At 44.1% G+C, this 17,316-nt stretch carries 12 protein-coding genes; all 12 read right to left on the reverse strand.

Features of this window, described 5'->3' with window-relative positions; all coding sequences use genetic code 11:
- Positions 1-24: 24 nt before the first annotated feature.
- The 12 genes from IPL34_RS16095 to IPL34_RS16150 all read right to left on the reverse strand — a co-directional run bounded on the left by IPL34_RS16095 (position 25) and on the right by IPL34_RS16150 (position 16,969).
- Positions 25-1,548: a class I SAM-dependent DNA methyltransferase gene (locus IPL34_RS16095; RefSeq protein WP_296842474.1), complete on the reverse strand. Its 1,524-nt coding sequence runs from the start codon at positions 1,546-1,548 to the stop codon at positions 25-27.
- Positions 1,549-1,605: 57 nt separating this feature from the next.
- Positions 1,606-2,166, reverse strand: a complete 561-nt coding sequence (locus IPL34_RS16100) for a hypothetical protein (protein WP_296842475.1) — start codon at positions 2,164-2,166, stop codon at positions 1,606-1,608.
- Between the two features lie 4 nt (positions 2,167-2,170).
- Positions 2,171-3,559 (reverse strand): restriction endonuclease subunit S, encoded by a 1,389-nt coding sequence (locus IPL34_RS16105; RefSeq protein WP_296842476.1) that lies wholly within the window; start codon positions 3,557-3,559, stop codon positions 2,171-2,173.
- A complete protein-coding gene (locus IPL34_RS16110; protein ID WP_296842477.1) occupies positions 3,559-6,348 on the reverse strand; it encodes a DEAD/DEAH box helicase family protein in 2,790 nt (929 codons plus the stop codon). The genes IPL34_RS16105 and IPL34_RS16110 overlap by 1 nt, the downstream gene beginning before the upstream one ends.
- An 88-nt stretch (positions 6,349-6,436) precedes the next feature.
- A complete protein-coding gene (locus tag IPL34_RS16115) occupies positions 6,437-7,141 on the reverse strand; it encodes a hypothetical protein (RefSeq protein WP_296842478.1) in 705 nt (234 codons plus the stop codon).
- Between the two features lie 22 nt (positions 7,142-7,163).
- Entirely contained in the window at positions 7,164-7,952 is a 789-nt protein-coding gene (locus IPL34_RS16120; protein WP_296842480.1) for an inositol monophosphatase family protein, read from the reverse strand.
- A 141-nt stretch (positions 7,953-8,093) separates the two neighbouring features.
- Complete coding sequence (gene fusA / locus IPL34_RS16125; RefSeq protein ID WP_296842482.1) at positions 8,094-10,190, reverse strand: elongation factor G; 2,097 nt, start codon at positions 10,188-10,190, stop codon at positions 8,094-8,096.
- Between the two features lie 409 nt (positions 10,191-10,599).
- Positions 10,600-11,769 (reverse strand): benzoate/H(+) symporter BenE family transporter, encoded by a 1,170-nt coding sequence (locus IPL34_RS16130; RefSeq protein ID WP_296842483.1) that lies wholly within the window; start codon positions 11,767-11,769, stop codon positions 10,600-10,602.
- Complete coding sequence (locus IPL34_RS16135; RefSeq protein ID WP_296842484.1) at positions 11,766-12,908, reverse strand: serine hydrolase; 1,143 nt, start codon at positions 12,906-12,908, stop codon at positions 11,766-11,768. Before IPL34_RS16135 ends, IPL34_RS16130 begins: the two co-directional genes overlap by 4 nt.
- Positions 12,908-14,692 carry an AAA family ATPase gene (locus IPL34_RS16140; RefSeq protein ID WP_296842486.1) on the reverse strand — a complete coding sequence of 595 codons (1,785 nt, stop codon included), beginning with the start codon at positions 14,690-14,692 and terminating at the stop codon, positions 12,908-12,910. The genes IPL34_RS16135 and IPL34_RS16140 overlap by 1 nt, the downstream gene beginning before the upstream one ends.
- 140 nt (positions 14,693-14,832) lie before the next feature.
- On the reverse strand, positions 14,833-15,543 hold the full coding sequence (cobB, locus tag IPL34_RS16145) for a Sir2 family NAD+-dependent deacetylase (RefSeq protein WP_296842487.1): 711 nt from the start codon (positions 15,541-15,543) through the stop codon (positions 14,833-14,835).
- A 274-nt stretch (positions 15,544-15,817) separates the two neighbouring features.
- Positions 15,818-16,969 (reverse strand): RNA-guided endonuclease TnpB family protein, encoded by a 1,152-nt coding sequence (locus IPL34_RS16150; RefSeq protein WP_296842488.1) that lies wholly within the window; start codon positions 16,967-16,969, stop codon positions 15,818-15,820.
- Positions 16,970-17,316 lie beyond the last annotated feature (347 nt).

A 17,316-nucleotide genomic window follows, 5' to 3' on the forward strand; every position in this document is an offset into this window, starting at 1 on the left:
AACCCTTATGGTAATTTTTATAAATTACTCGCCTACCACACTCAAAATCGTTTTAAAACTTTCCAAGCCTGCCTCAATATTCTCAATAATTTCCTGCGCTAATTCATCCGGTTCAGGCAAACTATCCAGATCGGCTAAACTCTTATCCTTGAGCCACGTAATATCCAAATTGGTTTTATCACGGGCGAGAATGTCCGCATACGTAAAGCGCCGCCAACGCCCTTCAGGGCTAGTAAAAGCGGTGGTTTCCTCTGACCATGTTTCCACTCGATCATGGCGATTTTCAGGGTGATAGCAATCTATAAAGGGTTTTAAATCTTCATAACGTAAGGGATTTTTCTTTAAGGTATGATGGATATTAGTCCGGTAATCATAGACCCACACAGCCTTTGTCCACGCTTCACGCGCTGCTGGTTTATTTTCAAAAAATAATACATTGGCTTTCACCCCGTGAGCATAAAAAATGCCTGTCGGTAAACGTAAGATAGTATGCAAATCGGTAGTCTTTAATAACTCCTTACGCACCGTTTCACCCGCACCGCCTTCAAATAAAACATTATCCGGTAATACTACGGCAGCTTGCCCATTCACCTTTAATAAAGTGCGAATGTGTTGCAAAAAGTTAAGCTGCTTATTAGAAGTAGTCGCCCAAAAATCTTGACGATTATAACTCAAATCTTGTTTTTCTTGTTCACCCTCTTCATTGGTAATAGTCATACTGCTTTTTTTACCAAAGGGAGGATTGGCTAAGACATAATCCACACGTATGCCTTCATCTGCAATCAGCGCATCATTGGGCGAGATAAAACTCTCACCGTCAATTTCGCCAATATTATGCAAAAACATATTCATCAAACATAAGCGGCGTGTGCTAGCGACAATTTCATTACCAGAGAAAGTTTTATTTTTCAGGAAGGTTTTTTGCTCTTTATCAAGGGTATAGTGCTCGGTAATATAATCATAAGCGCCTAAGAAAAATCCACCTGTACCACAGGCAGGATCGTGAATAGTTTTATGCGGTTTGGGATCAATACATTCTACCATTGCCTTAATTAAAGCGCGGGGCGTGAAGTATTGTCCTGCACCGCTTTTGGTATCTTGGGCATTACGCTCTAATAAACCTTCGTAAATATCGCCTTTGGTGTCGGTGTCGACCATCAGCCATTGGGTTTGCCCAATCATATCAATGATTTTTAACAGCTTGGCAGGATCTTGGACTTTATTTTGGGATTTTATGAATATTTGCCCTAATATGCCTTTTTCATTACCTAAGGTGCGGAGTAATTGGGTATAAAAAGTTTCTAAATCTGCGCCACGCTTTTTACTGAGACTTTCCCAGTTACATAATTCTGCGGGTTCGTCGTCTTTGAGCTTAATGCTGGGTAGGGTGAATTTTTTAAAATAAGGCGGTTTGGTCATTTCGTCTGCCATTTTTAAAAATAGCAGGTAGGTAATTTGTTCTAAGTAATCGCCATAGCCTACGCCATCATCGCGTAGTACATGGGCAAAATTCCAAACTTTGGAAATAAGATTAGAGTCAGTACTCATAAAGTAAAAAGCCTTTTATTGATCTTGTAAATAGATCATTTTAAATAGGGGTAAGAATCACATTGCCAATGAATGCTGAATCGGCTCAGGCAATAAAGTTTCGGGTTCTGGTTTAGATAATAATTTTTGTAGATCATCAATTGAAGTAATGGTATGGAAAATTTTTCTAGGCGCATACCAGAGTAATAATTTACGCTCTAAGCGAATTAACTCATGAATATTATTGAGCGACCCCTGACTTTTACCGTCCCATAATACAAAACCATAATCAGCTTGGGCTGCCATTGCCTTATCTTTTTCGGTGTAAAAAGCGCGACCTTTTAAATTAGGGTCAACGCTAATCCATTCTATTGCCCAATTACCTAGATTATTACGACACACAGAACCCGAACAAAATACTCTTACTGCTGAGTAATTAATATCGGCTAAATACTGCTGCACAGCTTTATCTACGCCAAAAGCATCACCTACTATAATTTCAAATTGATTATTTACAATATTTTGCAGGCGTGCCTTGATCTCGCTATTGAGAGCGCGAATATGTCTTGAGCCGGAGATAAATAGAGTGGTTTTTTTCTGTGCTCTAGCTAATTCTAAGTGAGTACTGCTTTCCATCATAAGTTTATCCCTTTGCTTTAGTGCTTTTAATTTGAGCTAGGAGTTGCTCCGCTGGCATCCAGTCGGCTTGGGCTTTGCAGGTTTGTAGTTCGGTTTCGGTGAGTAGGCGTCCTTCAAAGGCTTTTTTGAGGATGCTTTGGCGTAGGGCTTCGGCTTGTTGTAGGCTGGTTTGGATGGTTTCGGCGAGTTTGTCGCAAACAGATAAACGTGCTTCGATTTCTTGCACGATTTGGGTTTGTTCTTCGAGGGAAGGTAAGGGAAAGACATATTTTCTAACTGTTTCAGCCGACAAATTAGGCTGAGCTGAACCATTATCAAAACGTAATAACTGTTGCTTACCTTCAGTACTTGTTAAATAAAAGTAGAGATATTTTTTATTAATCTTCTCAGTAGACCGAATAATCATTAAAGATGAAGCAATTGCCCCTTGATGAAAAGGTTTTACAAAAGCCGTTTTTCCAAAAGTAGCGCCACGCAAACAATAAATTAAATCGCCTTCTTGTATTTTACCAGACCTTAAACTGTCAAACTTCTCCTGAGTGATATAGTGCATCTTACGTTCATGTAATCCTCCGTCCGGTCTGATATGCCCTGTATTAATCCAAGGAATTCCTTCACTGACATACTCATTTACATTTGGATAGTTTTTTCCTCGATCGCCATTGATGAACCAAGTAACCTCTCCAAGATAACACCATAACCATTTTTCAGGAATAGAATGAGGGACATCATCTTTTTTTGGTGTACCTATTACTTTTGTTTTAATTTTTTTCTTTGAGCTTTCTAAAATTATGTGAAGTTTATTTATTTCATTTAGAAGCAGCTCACCACTCGGCAAATCCGTCTGCCTCTCCCTCCACTCCCGCGTTAATTCCCCTTCAAACGCCTGCTTCAACACCGCTTGACGATAAATATCCAATTTAGCTTGAGCCGCTTTTAAATTAGCAATGCCATTATCTAGCTCGCTAAAAAGCTCATCGATTTTAGCAACAATGGCGCGTTGTTCGGGAAGTGGGCAAACAGGAAATTGTATTTTTAATAAATCCCGTTTGGCTAAACTTGGAATTGTCGTACTTTTATCTAACTTATTAAAATCGAATCCACAGCAAAAATAGTACAGGTACTTTTTATCTATTTCACCCCCAGTCCAAATACCAAATGCCGTATCAATATTCCAAAATTTCTCTTTTGTAAAAATTGGCTTATTAATTGTACCTTTTCTACCTATTATGGTTGTACCAGCCTCACATAAATAATCAGTAGCATAGCCACAAACTCCAGCACTACCATAGATGGGATATTTACCTTTTTCATCTATAACATCTTTTTGATTTTTACCGCTAATAATCTCGGCTATATTCCCTAATTCAACCTCAACCCAATCTGCTCGCATCAAGCCACCAATACCTCATTTAACTCATCCATCACTGCCACCATCTCCTCACCAAACAACTGATACATCCTACCCCGCCCCCCCAAACCATCAAACGGCGTGTAGTCTAAGTCATCCACCTCCACATGAAAACTACTCGCCACATGATCCCGCAACATCCGCAACCACTCCACCTGCTCCACACTAAACTTATTATGCTGACCGGCATTCTGCTGCAAAATCCAACGCTGAAAATTCCGATTCACCTGCTCACCAAACGGCATCAACACCCCATCCAAACCCGTCACGCGACGCAACAACGACACCAGCGCCACCAACTCCTGCTCCGGCGTTGCCACCTGCACCTGATCCAACTGCACATATGCCTCCCACACATAATGCGGCGACAACAAAGGCTTCTCCCGTTTCAACAACGCCAATAACACCTTCACCATAGCAAACGTCACTTCCCGCCGCCGATACGGTTGATTATAAAAAATCTGCAACGCAGTAATTTCATCCCGATGCGCCAACAAAAACGCCTCAAATGCCTGCACCACCTGTCTTGCATTATCCGTCTTAGTCTTATCCCAATTCGCAAAGGTCACCGTGTCCTGATTCACCCTATCGATCACCTGCTCATGCACCTGTTGCACCTGCACCAAAAAGGTATTCAACTGCGCATTAAACGGCTGCACGGCCTCCTGAGCCAATGCCTCTTGAGCTTGCGCTTTAGCATCCGCCTCGACTCCATCCGCTGTGGGCAACTGGGCTAAGATCGCTTGCGTCCGCGCCTCCAACACATCAGGGTCATACGCATTCAAGAGCTGCTTAATCAGTTGCGTTAGCGACTGCCCCGCGCTTAACTCGACCACTTGCGCGTGCTCATCCGCCTGCAATTGCCGATTTAACCGCATCAAACGATTCGCCAAGGTCGTTAATAAATCTTCCTCGGTATTGCCAAACGCTACGGCGGTTAGTAAATCTTTTAACGGCGTAGTCGGCTTACGTTCCAGCGAGCGCGAAGCGGTTTTACGCGATTTAGTCGCCCCCACCGCATCCATAATCACAAAATGGGTTTTAGTATGCTTAGCGGTTTGGCTCACCTTTTGTAAATCATCAAAGCTAATCGACCGCGTACCACGCCCTTTCATTTGCTCAAAGTAGTTACTACTTTTCACATCGCGCATAAACAGCAATACTTCCAAAGGCTTCACATCCGTACCCGTCGCAATCATATCTACCGTCACCGCCATACGCGGATTCCACGAATTACGAAAGCGATTTAACACCGACTTAGGGTCTTCCTCCGCCTGATAGGTAATCTTTTTGCAAAAATCATTACCCTCGGCAAACTCTTCACGCACGAGGTCAATAATGTCATTGGCATGACTATCCGTCTTAGCAAAAATCAGCGTTTTGGGTACTTCAAACTCACCCTTAGCATCAAACCGATCAGGGAAAATCTGCGGTAGGCTACGTTTAACCGTCTGAATAATGGCGCGAATCGTACTCGGATTCACCACCTCTTTATCCAAAGCAGACGGCTTATAATTCAACTCATCGTCTAAATGTTCCCAACGTTTTTTACGCGATAATTTCTCACGCTTCTCAATCAATTGGTTGGCTTTGAGTGTTGCCCCTTGTTGGGTAATCTCGGTTTCAATCAAAAACACGTCATAGGGTACATTCACCCCATCCGCCACCGATTCCTCAAACGAATATTCACTCACCACATTCTGATTAAAAAAACCAAAAGTACGTTGATCCGGTGTCGCGGTTAAACCAATCAGAAACGCATCGTAATATTCCAACACCTGCCGCCACAGGTTATAAATCGAGCGGTGGCATTCATCAATAATAATAAAATCAAACTGCTCAATCGGATTTTTCGGCGTGTACTCAAGGGGTAAAGGCGCTTGTTTTTGCCATGCGGTCGAGGCTTCATGAGGATTATCTTGCTCTAGCGCTTCATCTAATTCCTCCCCCTTGAGAATCGAGTACAAACGTTGAATAGTCGAAATACATACCTGACTATCGGATGCAATATAGCTAGAACGTAAACGCTGCACATTATACAGCTCAGTAAATTTACGATTATCGTCATTGGGCTGAAATTTTAAAAATTCTTGCTCGGCTTGTTCGCCTAAGTTTTTGGTATCGACTAAAAATAACACCCGTTTAGCATCGGCATAACGCAATAAGCGATATACAAAGGTGCAAGCGGTAAAGGTTTTCCCCGCCCCCGTTGCCATTTGAATCAAAGCACGCGGACGATTTTCTTTAAACGATTGCTCTACATTCACAATCGCCCGTAATTGGGCGGGGCGTAAGTTTTCAGGACTTAAAGCGGGTATATGCTGTAAGCGTTTGCGTAAAGTACTCGCTTGCCCTAACCACTCCGCTAAAGTGTCAGGGCGATGAAAATGAAACACCGGACGCGAACGCGGTTTAGGATCACGATAATCGGTAAAGCGGGTTAAAGCCCCCGTGCTTTCATACACAAAGGGCAAAGACTGATGTTTGAGGTGTTTGATTGTGCCTTGGGCATAACTGGCACTTTGCTCCTCTACTTGAGTGAGGTGTTGACCTTCCTCCTCGCGTTTCGCTTCAATCACACCCACGGGTTTAGCGTTGATAAATAACACATAATCCGCGATACCTGCATCAGTTTGCACCTCAGTGACCGCAACGCCTAGACCTGCTTGGAGATTAAGCTGTTTTTGGGTTTGCACTAGCCAGCCCGCTGCGAGCAGCATAGCATCAATGCGATCACGCGCTTGTTGTTCAGGGGTTTGATTGGCTGCCATAGTAAAGCCCTAATGACGGAGTAAAGGTAACTACTATTAACCCATCATTATAAGACTTGCCTATAGGTAAAGTCATTGACTACTTTTATTACTCTGCACCGGGCTGATTAGGTATTGGCTCGGTGACAGGATAATAAGTCTCGGCCTCTAGATCACGGGCATATTGAATTAAAGCCGTTTCTAGTCGGGCTAATCCTTCAGGCTTAGGGTCTGCTAAAGGAGCGGGATAATAAATAATATTGCGCTCGGTTTGATCCAGAAAAATCGTATAAGACTCGCTATCCTTGCGGCGCTTTTGATCCGCACCGTACTCATCCCGATCTAAGTCTAGTAGCTTATTTTCCACCACAATCGCGGTGAGATTATCTAAATCATCTTGCGTCAATACTTTACCCAAGGTCTCTAAATCATTTTTAGTCCAACAAGGCTCGGCTTTTTTCCACTCTAAGCATTTGCCTTGTATATCAGGGAAAAAGGTATAGTGCAGTTCACCGTATTCAATCGCAATATTGGTATAAGACACCGGAGTAGTGGCATAATAATGCAGCCTTAGGTCAGCAAACTCCTCCGCAGGCTCACCCAAGCCGGGTAAAGGAGTGGCGTTATCCTCCTTTAAAGTATAAGGGGGCATAGTCAACGACGGCAGCCGAATCGGCTTAGTAATAGGAGGTTGAGCCTCTGTCACTACTGATGTCTCAGTAGTCGACTCAGATTTTGGTACAGATGAGGTAGGCTGATCACAGGCACTTAAAAGCCATGCTAGCCCCACGAACCATAACACTCTCAGTAACATAACCAACCCCCAAAAATGAGCACTAACTCAGCACGGGATGTAAACGCTGCACCATTTCTTTAAACACTTTTGGATTAGCCGCTAGTACATTGCCCGTATTTAAATGGCTAGTACCGCCTTGTAAATCACCGACTAAGCCACCCGCTTCTTGAATCAAGAGCACACCCGCCGCCATATCCCACTCATGCAGATTAAATTCCCAAAAACCATCATAACGTCCACAGGCAACATAAGCTAAATCCAGAGCCGCAGAGCCTGCACGACGCACTCCCGCCGTATTGGGTACTAGCGCTTTCATCGTTTCTAAATATAGCTCTAAATTTTGTCCGGCGCGAAACGGAATGCCTGTGGCTAATAAAGCGCCTTGCATAGTGGTTAAATTAGAGACACGAATACGTCGATTATTGAGGGTTGCGCCATCACCGCGTGAAGCTGAAAATAGCTCATCCCGAATCGGATCAAATACCACGCCTTGAGTAATACGCCCTTTGGTTTTTAAAGCAATAGACACCGCACAATGCCCTAAACCGCGTAAATAGTTGGTTGTGCCATCCAGAGGGTCAATAATCCACTCATAATCCGACTCACCTTGCCCTTGGCGTCCAAACTCTTCGCCCATAATGCTATGTTCGGGATAGGCACGGCGCAAAATACTGACAATAGTACGCTCCGCTTGACGATCAATTTCGCTCACAAAATCATTGGGGTCTTTTTGCTCAATCTTGAGTTGATCGACTTTGGTCGCATAACGACTAATTAACTCGCCTGCTTCACGAGCAGCTTTAATCGCAGTATAGAGCATGGGGTGCATGATCAGATTCCAATTTGTAAAAAAAGCACACGCCTCAAAAGGCGCTTAAAACGGGTTGCAAGTGTACCATAAAAAAAGCCACCTAACAGAATGCTAGGTGGCTTTATTAGCCTAAGTCACTCATTAAAAAGTGATTAAAACTTACTTAGCGGCTTCAGCAGCTTTACGGCGCTCAGCAGCTTCTTTAATGACGGTCTCAGCCACATTACGTGGGCAAGGTGCGTAATGAGAGAATTCCATTGAGAACTGACCACGACCTGAAGTCATAGTACGTAAGTCACCAATGTAACCAAACATTTCAGACAGTGATGCTTCCGCTTTCACACGTACACCTGTAGCACCCGGCTCTTGTGATTTAATCATTGCGCGACGACGGTTTAAGTCACCGATAACGTCACCCACATGATCGGCTGGGGTAAATACGTCAACTTTCATAATCGGTTCCAGAATTTGTGGACCCGCTTTAGGAATCGATTGACGATAAGCACCTTTAGCTGCGATTTCAAACGCTAAAGCAGACGAGTCAACCGCATGGTAAGCACCATCACGCAGTGTCACTTTTACGTCTAAGCAAGGATAACCGGCTAATACACCCTTATCCATGCTAGATTCAAAACCTTTTTGCACGGCTGGCCAGTATTCACGCGGTACGTTACCACCTGTTACCACTGATTCAAACGCAAAACCAGCCCCTGGCTCATTAGGCTCAATTGTGTAATCGATCCTACCGTATTGACCTGAACCACCCGATTGCTTTTTGTGGGTGTAGCTATCTTCTACTGCCTGAGTAATGGTTTCGCGGTAAGCGACTTGTGGTTTACCTACTTCAACCTCTACCCCGTGAGTACGACGTAAGATGTCTACTTTAATATCTAAGTGTAACTCGCCCATCCCTTTAATGATGGTTTCGCCACTGTCCTCATCCGTTTCAACACGGAACGACGGATCTTCCTGAACCATTTTGCCTAAAGCCACGCCCAATTTCTCGGAAGCACCCTTGTTTTTCGGTGCAATCGCAATCGAGATAACAGGATCAGGAAATACCATTGGCTCTAGGGTCGCTGGATTATCAGGATCTGCTAGAGTATGGCCGGTTTGCACGTTTTTCAAACCGATCAGTGCAATGATGTCGCCTGCTTGAGCCGATTCAATTTCATTACGGTCATTCGCGTGCATCTCCACCATACGACCCACGCGATCTGTTTTACCTGTAAACGTATTTAAAACGGTATCGCCTTTTTTGATACGACCAGAGTAAATACGAATAAAGTTCAACGCTCCAAAACGGTCATCCATGATTTTGAATACGAGAGCACGGAAAGGACCATCAGGATCAACAATCGCAAATTTACCCGTTTCGTTACCGTCTTCATCGGTTTCAGGCTGTGGATTAACTTCGGTTGGATTAGGTAAGTAATCGACTACCCCATCCAGCACTAATTGCACGCCCTTATTTTTGAAAGAAGAACCCGCATACGTGGGGAAGAAGTCCATTGCAATCGTACCTTTGCGGATACAACGTTTTAGGTCTTCTACTGAAGGGGTTTCACCATTCAAATAGGCTTCCATCAGCTCATCGTCTTGCTCAACAGCCGTTTCAATGAGCTTTTCACGCCACTCTTGAAGTAACTTCACCATATCGGCAGGTACATCTTGAATCGTGTAGTTCATAGGGTCGCCAGAGTCGTCCCACACCCAAGCTTTTTCGGTTAGAACGTCTACTACACCAACGAAAGTATCTTCTGTACCAATCGGTAAAGTCATAACTAATGGCTTAGCAGCCAGTACTTCTTCTACTTGTTTGACGACGCGATAGAAGTCTGCACCAATACGGTCTAATTTATTCACATAAATCAAACGTGATACTTTAGAGTCGTTCGCATAGCGCCAGTTAGTTTCTGATTGTGGCTCAACACCGCCAGAACCGCAGAATACACCGATACCACCGTCAAGTACTTTTAATGAACGATACACTTCGATAGTGAAGTCAACGTGTCCGGGCGTATCGATCACGTTAAAACGATGACCTTTCCAATGGCAAGTCGTCGCAGCGGATTGAATAGTAATCCCGCGCTCTGCTTCTTGCTCCATGAAGTCCATGGTAGATTCACCATCATGCACTTCACCGAGTTTATGGATTTTACCGGTGAGTTTCAGAATACGTTCAGTTGTTGTGGTTTTGCCCGCGTCGACGTGGGCGAAAATACCGATGTTGCGATAAAGCGAGAGGTCTGTCATATCTATTCTCTAGTTTAAATTCATTAGCCAGCAGGCAGAATGTGTTGGTTAATGCGCTGCGGAAAGTGGTTTCACCCACTCATAGCCCAAACTTCAACTTTCCCGTTTAGGCGTATTGCCAAAGGTAAAGCGCCAATTAAAAAAACTGCACTTACGGCAAGGGTGCTGATTGTAGACTATATTGAGGTAAAGTGGTAATCCTTAGCGCACTGAAAATACATTATTCAACAGCAATTCATGAAAAAAGCCACTAGCTTAGCGGCTAGGGTTTCCACTCTTCAATCCTTGTGTTTTATTAAGTTAAGCTAAAAAGTACACCGGAGTATCACTCATCAAGAAGGTTAGAAAGCAATAATGTAACGCTTGGACTCGCTTCCAGTCTATTAGTTCCCACCACAGCCTCTAATTATTAACGCTTTAAGGGTAGCCACTTAGCAATCACTAAAGCCAACACGCCCGCTACTAAAGCCCAGAATGCTGAACCAATGCCCCCTAAACTGATGCCAGATGCGGTAACTAAAAAGGTAATCAGCGCTGGCTCACGATAGCTATCTTCTTTCATCGCTACCATTAAGCTATTACCAATAGTACCCAATAACGCTAAACCAGCCACTGCTATAATCAGCTCTTTAGGAAAAGCCAGCAATAACGCTACGACCGTTGCCCCCAGTAAACCCGTGATACAGTATAAAATTCCCGCAATAACGGCTGACCAATAACGCGCTTGAGGATCTTCTCCCGCTTCTTTGCTCATACAAATGGCCGCCGTAATCGCGGCTAGATTTAAGGCATAACCCCCAAAAGGTGCTAGCACTAAAGTCGCCAGTCCTGTCCAAGTCAGAGTAGGCGAAATCGGCGTGGTATAGCCTGAGGCACGAATAGCTGCAATACCCGGAATATTCTGCGAAGTCATAGTCACAATAAATAGCGGAATCCCTACACTTAAAATAACGGCAAGATTCCAAGTCGGTGTCACCCATACCGGAGTTGTCCAGACTAAGGGTATTTGCTCCCAATGCAATAAGCCCAAACTGTAAGCGAGTGCTATACCTACCCCTAATACCAACACTACCGCATAGCGCGGCAACCAACGCTTCGCTACTAAATACGTCAGTACCATCATACCCACTAACAGGGGTTGAGCCTGCAAAGAGATAAAAGTATCCAGTCCAAACCGCACTAATACTCCTGCTAATAAAGCAGAAGCCAAAGCTAGGGGAATGCGCGTCATAATGCGCTCAAACCAACCCGTCACACCGCTGATAATAATGAGTAGTGCCGATACCAAAAAAGCACCCGTCGCATCACTGAGTGAAACCCCCGTTAAACTCGTCGCTAATAAAGCAGCCCCCGGAGTCGACCACGCAGTGAGGACTGGGGCGCGATAATAAAGTGACAACCCTATCGAGGTTAGCCCCATGCCCAAGCCTAATGCCCATAGCCATGAACTCATTTGCGCTTGAGTCGCACCTGCTGCATGAGCCGCCTGAAACACAATGGCAGCAGAGCTAGCATACCCCACTAATACCGCCACCAATCCAGCAATGAAATGCTCAATGCGCAACTGCTGAATACTCAATCCAGCACTCCCGTAATCGCATCGGTTAATTGCTGGGGAAACAAGCCCGAAGTACCCTCGACTGAGGTATTAGTCAGTGCTACCACACTTAATTCACGTGCGGGATCAATAAACCAAGCATTGCCATACACCCCACCCCAGCGCACGCTACCTTGTGAGAGTGTGGTATTAGCTTGAGTAGGATCAGTGACTACCGCCCCCATAAAACTAAAGCCCCAGCCCGCTCCCTTCATATTCACATACAGATCACCGATTTGATTGTCTAAGAGTGCCTGAGCATACTCCGGTGGCAATAACTCACCGCCGCCTTTTCTAACCGTTTCTAGCAATTTCAATAAATCAGCGGCACTACCACTCATCCCACCGCCCCCACCCGCAAAGGCATTAGGATTAAACACGCGTGCAGGGCTATAAATAACTTCCCCTAAATTAGCAAAAGGCAAACGATGCTCAGCGCCCATTCTAATAGGAGTAGGATTACCGTCCGCATAAGCGGTTGCCACTCTAGGAGCCTTATCAGGGGCAATATAAAAGGCGGTATCTGCCATTTTTAAGGGTTCAGTGATTAATTCTGCTAGTACTGTTTGCAAAGGCTTAGCACACACTTGCTCTAAAATAAGCCCTAATACATCTGTTGCTACAGAATAACGCCATGCAGTGCCCGGTGCTGAAAACAACCGAGTTTTACTAATAGCGGCAATATTTTGTGCCAATGTTAGCCCTGAATCGTCTAGCCCATCCGACACTTGATAGGTGAGATAATCGCCCTCTTTTTGCATAAAGCGATAACCTAAGCCTGCTGTATGCGTTAATAACTGCCGAATAGTGATAGTAGGTGTTGAACCATCCGCCAGACGCGGCTGAAACTCTGGTAAATAGCGGGTTACTTCATCATCTAAATGCAGTTTACCTTGAGCCATTAAGCGCATAGCGGCAACCGACACTACGGGTTTAGTGAGCGAAGCCCAGCGAAAAATCGTATCCAAGTAAGTCGGCGTTGGTGCTTCACGATCAGCCCAACCAGCAGCTTGAGCACATACGGTTATACATCGATGTGCAACCATCACTACAGTTCCGACAATACGCTGCTCCTCCAGCGCGGTTTGAATCACCCTATCGACTGCTCGCGCCAAACGCATTATTCACTCCTTTGCCAAACCAAACGTTCAAACCCTAAAGCTACCACGGCCAAAGCAAACAAACGTTGCGGCTCTTGGTATTTATCCGCCAATACTTGTCGATAATGACGCAATTGCTCCACCGCATCGTTTAATAACTTTTGTACTGCTGGGAGCAATTTCAATTCCTGAGGTGTTTTACATTTTAAATCCTCGGCACTTAAACCCAAATCTCCCAGACTAATGAATTTAAACTCCATGACAAACTCTTTCAAATCAGGAAACTGACGCATATTCGGGCGCATGATCATGACTAAATCCGTATAGCGACGCGCTAACTCTGCCTCTGAGTCTAAGGTATAATAAATATCATTAAATAATAAGCTTGCAAACATCGTTTTAATGGTTAGCTCATTACTCCAACGATAATCTCGATTACTAAAGACCTTTAAATACCTTTGCTCCATAAAATTAATAATGGGTTGTAAATCACCACTTTGATAAAATTGTAACGCTAGTTGTTCCGCTTTAGCTTCATCCGCCATATTCGGTAAGGCTTGGCGTTTTAACTCATCTAAGTATAAATGGCGTACCGCTAAATTAGGTATTACTAATTGCAATGCTCCCATACCCGATAAACCATTTAAGGTCAAAACACCAAAATAATATAATAATGAAATCATGTAGCTACTATGTTGCTGCACACGCTGCAAATTCGCCACTCCAAAGTCACTGGCTAATTGTGTTAAGGAGAGATCATTTTGCTCATCTAAAATATGATCGAGTACCTTCTGACCGCCTTGTAGATTAGCAATATAACGAATGCGTCCAGCATCCATCGCCAAATTTGCATCCAACATATCGCGTGGAGCTGAACAGCGAGCTTGATAATGACGCAAAAAATGAAAGCATAAAATAGGGTTATATAACTTAGTATCTGCTTCTGGTGCAAACAAGTAGCCATTATAAAATTGGCGCATGGTTTCCATCACTTCCGCCAGTTTATGCTCTTGTTGGCAATGAACCAGCACAGACTGAGTGATACCTTCCAACTCAGTCTGAGTAATACCACATAAGCCATTAAATTCGGGCTGCAAAGAAATATTAGTTACCACATTATAACCGCTGGTCATATCACTCATAACCACGGGTGAAACACCAGTAATAAAGACTCGTGCTATTTTTTTCTGAGAGGTCGCTGCTTTAATGATTTTGAATAAGGTTTTTAGTATACCTTCGCCTTCTAATAAAGCCGCATACCGTTTTTTATCACCTTGATTATGCATTAGCACTTCATTAGCGAAATTATCATATTCATCAATAAATAGATAAAGCTGGTAGCCACTATCTTTAACCAAATTACAAAGGCTTTCAAAAGTAGCTAAGGCATTAGCTGGGAAAAACGTTATTTCCCCGTTAAGCTTATTAGCATATTGCCTTACAAAAGATTGAGCTTGTACGTGGATATGAGCAAACAAGTTTTGCTTGATTTGCTCAATATCCCCTTGTGGCGAAACTTGGGAAAAATCCCATTGCAATACCATGTACTTATTACGTTCTGGAGTTGGGTTTTTTCCTACGGCTAAATCCCCAAATAAAGTATCAAATTGATCTATCTGATTAAGATCATAATAGCTCATTAGGGTCGATAATAATAAGGACTTACCAAAACGGCGCGGGCGTAAAAATAGTAACTGCTCTGCCATACTTTCCAAGGCATGAATCGAATCGGTTCTATCCAAATAAAGATAGGGATAAGTACGAATACGCTGAAAATTACTCACACCATAAGGAAAGTTAATCATGAAGATACTCTATACTGTAAACCTTTGATTGATCCTAAGACCCTAAATTAAGCCTAAACCAGCCTAAAAACACTACAGCGCCTGCGGAGGAAATACACGATTAATTTGGCTCAAGTACTTATGAATTGACCACTTGCACATCAAGCCTTTAATAAACGATCTACATATTTCGGGACTAATTCGCTCGCCTTGCCTTGGTAGGACTCATGAAAATCAGATTGCACCAAAGACGGTTCTAGGTTTAATTCGACCGTATGTGCTCCAGCAGCCCGCGCTACTTGCACAAAACCCGCTGCGGGGTATACATGCCCTGAAGTTCCAATTGAGATGAATAAATCACAGTCTTGTAGTGCCTGCTCAATCTTATCCATACTAAACGGATACTCTCCAAACCAAACCACATGCGGACGTAATGTACCTACGGCACTGCACTTACTACAAGCGGTGTCGACTGCTAAATCACTGTGCCAACGCAAGACCGTACCACAACTATTACACCGCACTTTGTTCAGCTCACCGTGCATATGGATTAAATGTTGTGTGCCCGCTCGTTCATGTAAGTCATCAATATTTTGGGTAATAACCAGTACCTCGCCCCCTAATTCCTGTTCTAAACGGGCGAGTGCTTCATGGGCTTTATTGGGCTGTACTGTACCGGAGTTGAGTTGCGCACGACGTAGATTATAAAACTGATGAACTAATTTAGGATTACGTTTAAAACCCTCTGGAGTAGCGACATCCTCGACACGATGCTCCTCCCATAAACCATCACTAGCGCGAAAGGTTTTAATCCCTGATTCGGCTGAAATGCCTGCCCCCGTCAGAATGACAATATTATTATAGTGTTCCATTATGCTATGACTCCTCACTGTATTTAACTGTGTGCATGACTGATCATACGCAAGCCGCTACAGTGCTACAACCGTAAATAGTTACCTCTCGCTAACACACCTAGGCTTTAATACTTATAAAACCCATTTAACTTTATGGCTCAGCTCTATTAGAACAGCGGCTATTTCGTTAGCATGACGCCTATTCCATTATTTAGGAGTGTCTCAGTGCGAGTATTAGTGCTTGAAGATCATGTTGACTTCTTCCCCTACCTAAAGAAAGGGAGTTCCTAATTCATCGAGAACAGGACGACAACACCGAAATGCCATCGCCACTAACATTCTCTCCAAAGGCTAATACCGTGAGTCCCACGGCTAAAATGTTACGCGCTGCGTTTACGTCACGATCATGGGTTGTGCCACATTCAGGACATTCCCACGACCGCATGTCCAGCGGTAGTTTTTCCTTGACGAACCCGCAACAGGAACAGCGTTTGCTGGATGGAAAAAACCGTCCAATCTCAACATACGTCCTTCCTGCCCAGTTTGCCTTGTATTCAAGCTGGCAGGTGAATTCACCCCAGCTTGCATCGGCAATATGCTTGGCTAATGTGGGATTCTTAATCATGTTCTTCACCGCGAGGTTTTCAACACAGATCACTTGGTTCTCGTTAACTAATCTGCGGGACAGCTTATGTAAGTTGTCCAAACGGCTATCGGTGATTTTCGCGTGAATACGGGCCACCTTGCATTTAGCTTTCAGCCGATTCTTACTGCCGAGTTTCTTTTTAGCAAGACGACGCTGATATTTTGCAAGTTTAGCCGCGTATTTAGCGGTATGGCGAGGATTGCCGGACTTGAAACCGTCAGAAGCGACGAACAAATTCTTAATTCCTACGTCAATACCCACCTTCTTATCGGTAATGGGCAGCAATGTAGGCTCAAACTCGCACAGGCAAGACACAAAGTAGCGCCCTGCTGTGTCTTTGGAAACGGTAACGGTGGTCGGGTCAGACGGAAGTTGACGACTCCACTTAATAGCCAACGGCTTGTCACACTTAGCCAGCTTCAATTCACCGTTTTTAAAGGTAAATGCGCGATAAGTGAACTCTGCCGACTGGCGGTGTTTTTTGGATTTAAAGGCGGGATATTTTGCCCGACCTTCAAAGAAATTCTTGAACGCGGCTTGCTGATTACGCAGGCATTGTTGCAGTGGAACACTGGAGACTTCGTTCAGGAAGGCAAACTCAGGTAGTTTTTTAATGGCAGTCAAACGGGCGTTAGCCTCTATGTAGCCCACCTTTTCCTGAGCTTGATAGTAGGCATCGGTGCGGTAACGCAAGATGCTGTTATAAACAAAACGCACACACCCGAACGTCTGAGCCAGCAGTGTTTCTTGCTGCTGATCAGGGTAGAATCGGAATTTGTAGGCGCGTTTAGCTTTCATGGCTCACATTTTATTTTATAATTTGTGAAGCTTCAACAGCCTATAGCGAACTTAACTGGAGAAGCGAGAAAAGGGTCGGCTAACGCCGACGCGCTATCCCTCCCCGCCCTGAAGGATGGGGTATCTCGCGTAAGACTGATGAATATTTGCCTTTTTACTATTTCTAACTCTTTTTCTTCTGGTTTATATCAAAAAATAAACTAATTTTTCAAAAATTGAACTGACTTAACGCTTGTAGCTCTAGCGTTAAGTATTTGGGTCAAAATAATCGTGCATTTCCTCCGCAGCCGCTGTGAATACGTCCCTGTATGCTTAAGGCAGCATCCCGACAGCTAAGACTGCTCCAG

The organism is Thiofilum sp. (assembly GCF_016711335.1).
Taxonomy (GTDB): Bacteria; Pseudomonadota; Gammaproteobacteria; order Thiotrichales; family Thiotrichaceae; genus Thiofilum.

What these genes read in the sequence shown, in the direction of transcription:
- IPL34_RS16135 (WP_296842484.1), bottom strand. Translation starts at nt 12,908, where the DNA reads ATGCGTTTGGCGCGAGCAGTCGATAGGGTGATTCAAACCGCGCTGGAG.
- IPL34_RS16150 (WP_296842488.1), bottom strand. Translation starts at nt 16,969, where the DNA reads ATGAAAGCTAAACGCGCCTACAAATTCCGATTCTACCCTGATCAGCAG.
- fusA (WP_296842482.1), bottom strand. Translation starts at nt 10,190, where the DNA reads ATGACAGACCTCTCGCTTTATCGCAACATCGGTATTTTCGCCCACGTC.
- IPL34_RS16100 (WP_296842475.1), bottom strand. Translation starts at nt 2,166, where the DNA reads ATGATGGAAAGCAGTACTCACTTAGAATTAGCTAGAGCACAGAAAAAA.
- IPL34_RS16110 (WP_296842477.1), bottom strand. Translation starts at nt 6,348, where the DNA reads ATGGCAGCCAATCAAACCCCTGAACAACAAGCGCGTGATCGCATTGAT.
- IPL34_RS16120 (WP_296842480.1), bottom strand. Translation starts at nt 7,952, where the DNA reads ATGCACCCCATGCTCTATACTGCGATTAAAGCTGCTCGTGAAGCAGGC.
- cobB (WP_296842487.1), bottom strand. Translation starts at nt 15,543, where the DNA reads ATGGAACACTATAATAATATTGTCATTCTGACGGGGGCAGGCATTTCA.
- IPL34_RS16105 (WP_296842476.1), bottom strand. Translation starts at nt 3,559, where the DNA reads ATGCGAGCAGATTGGGTTGAGGTTGAATTAGGGAATATAGCCGAGATT.
- IPL34_RS16140 (WP_296842486.1), bottom strand. Translation starts at nt 14,692, where the DNA reads ATGATTAACTTTCCTTATGGTGTGAGTAATTTTCAGCGTATTCGTACT.
- IPL34_RS16095 (WP_296842474.1), bottom strand. Translation starts at nt 1,548, where the DNA reads ATGAGTACTGACTCTAATCTTATTTCCAAAGTTTGGAATTTTGCCCAT.
- IPL34_RS16115 (WP_296842478.1), bottom strand. Translation starts at nt 7,141, where the DNA reads ATGTTACTGAGAGTGTTATGGTTCGTGGGGCTAGCATGGCTTTTAAGT.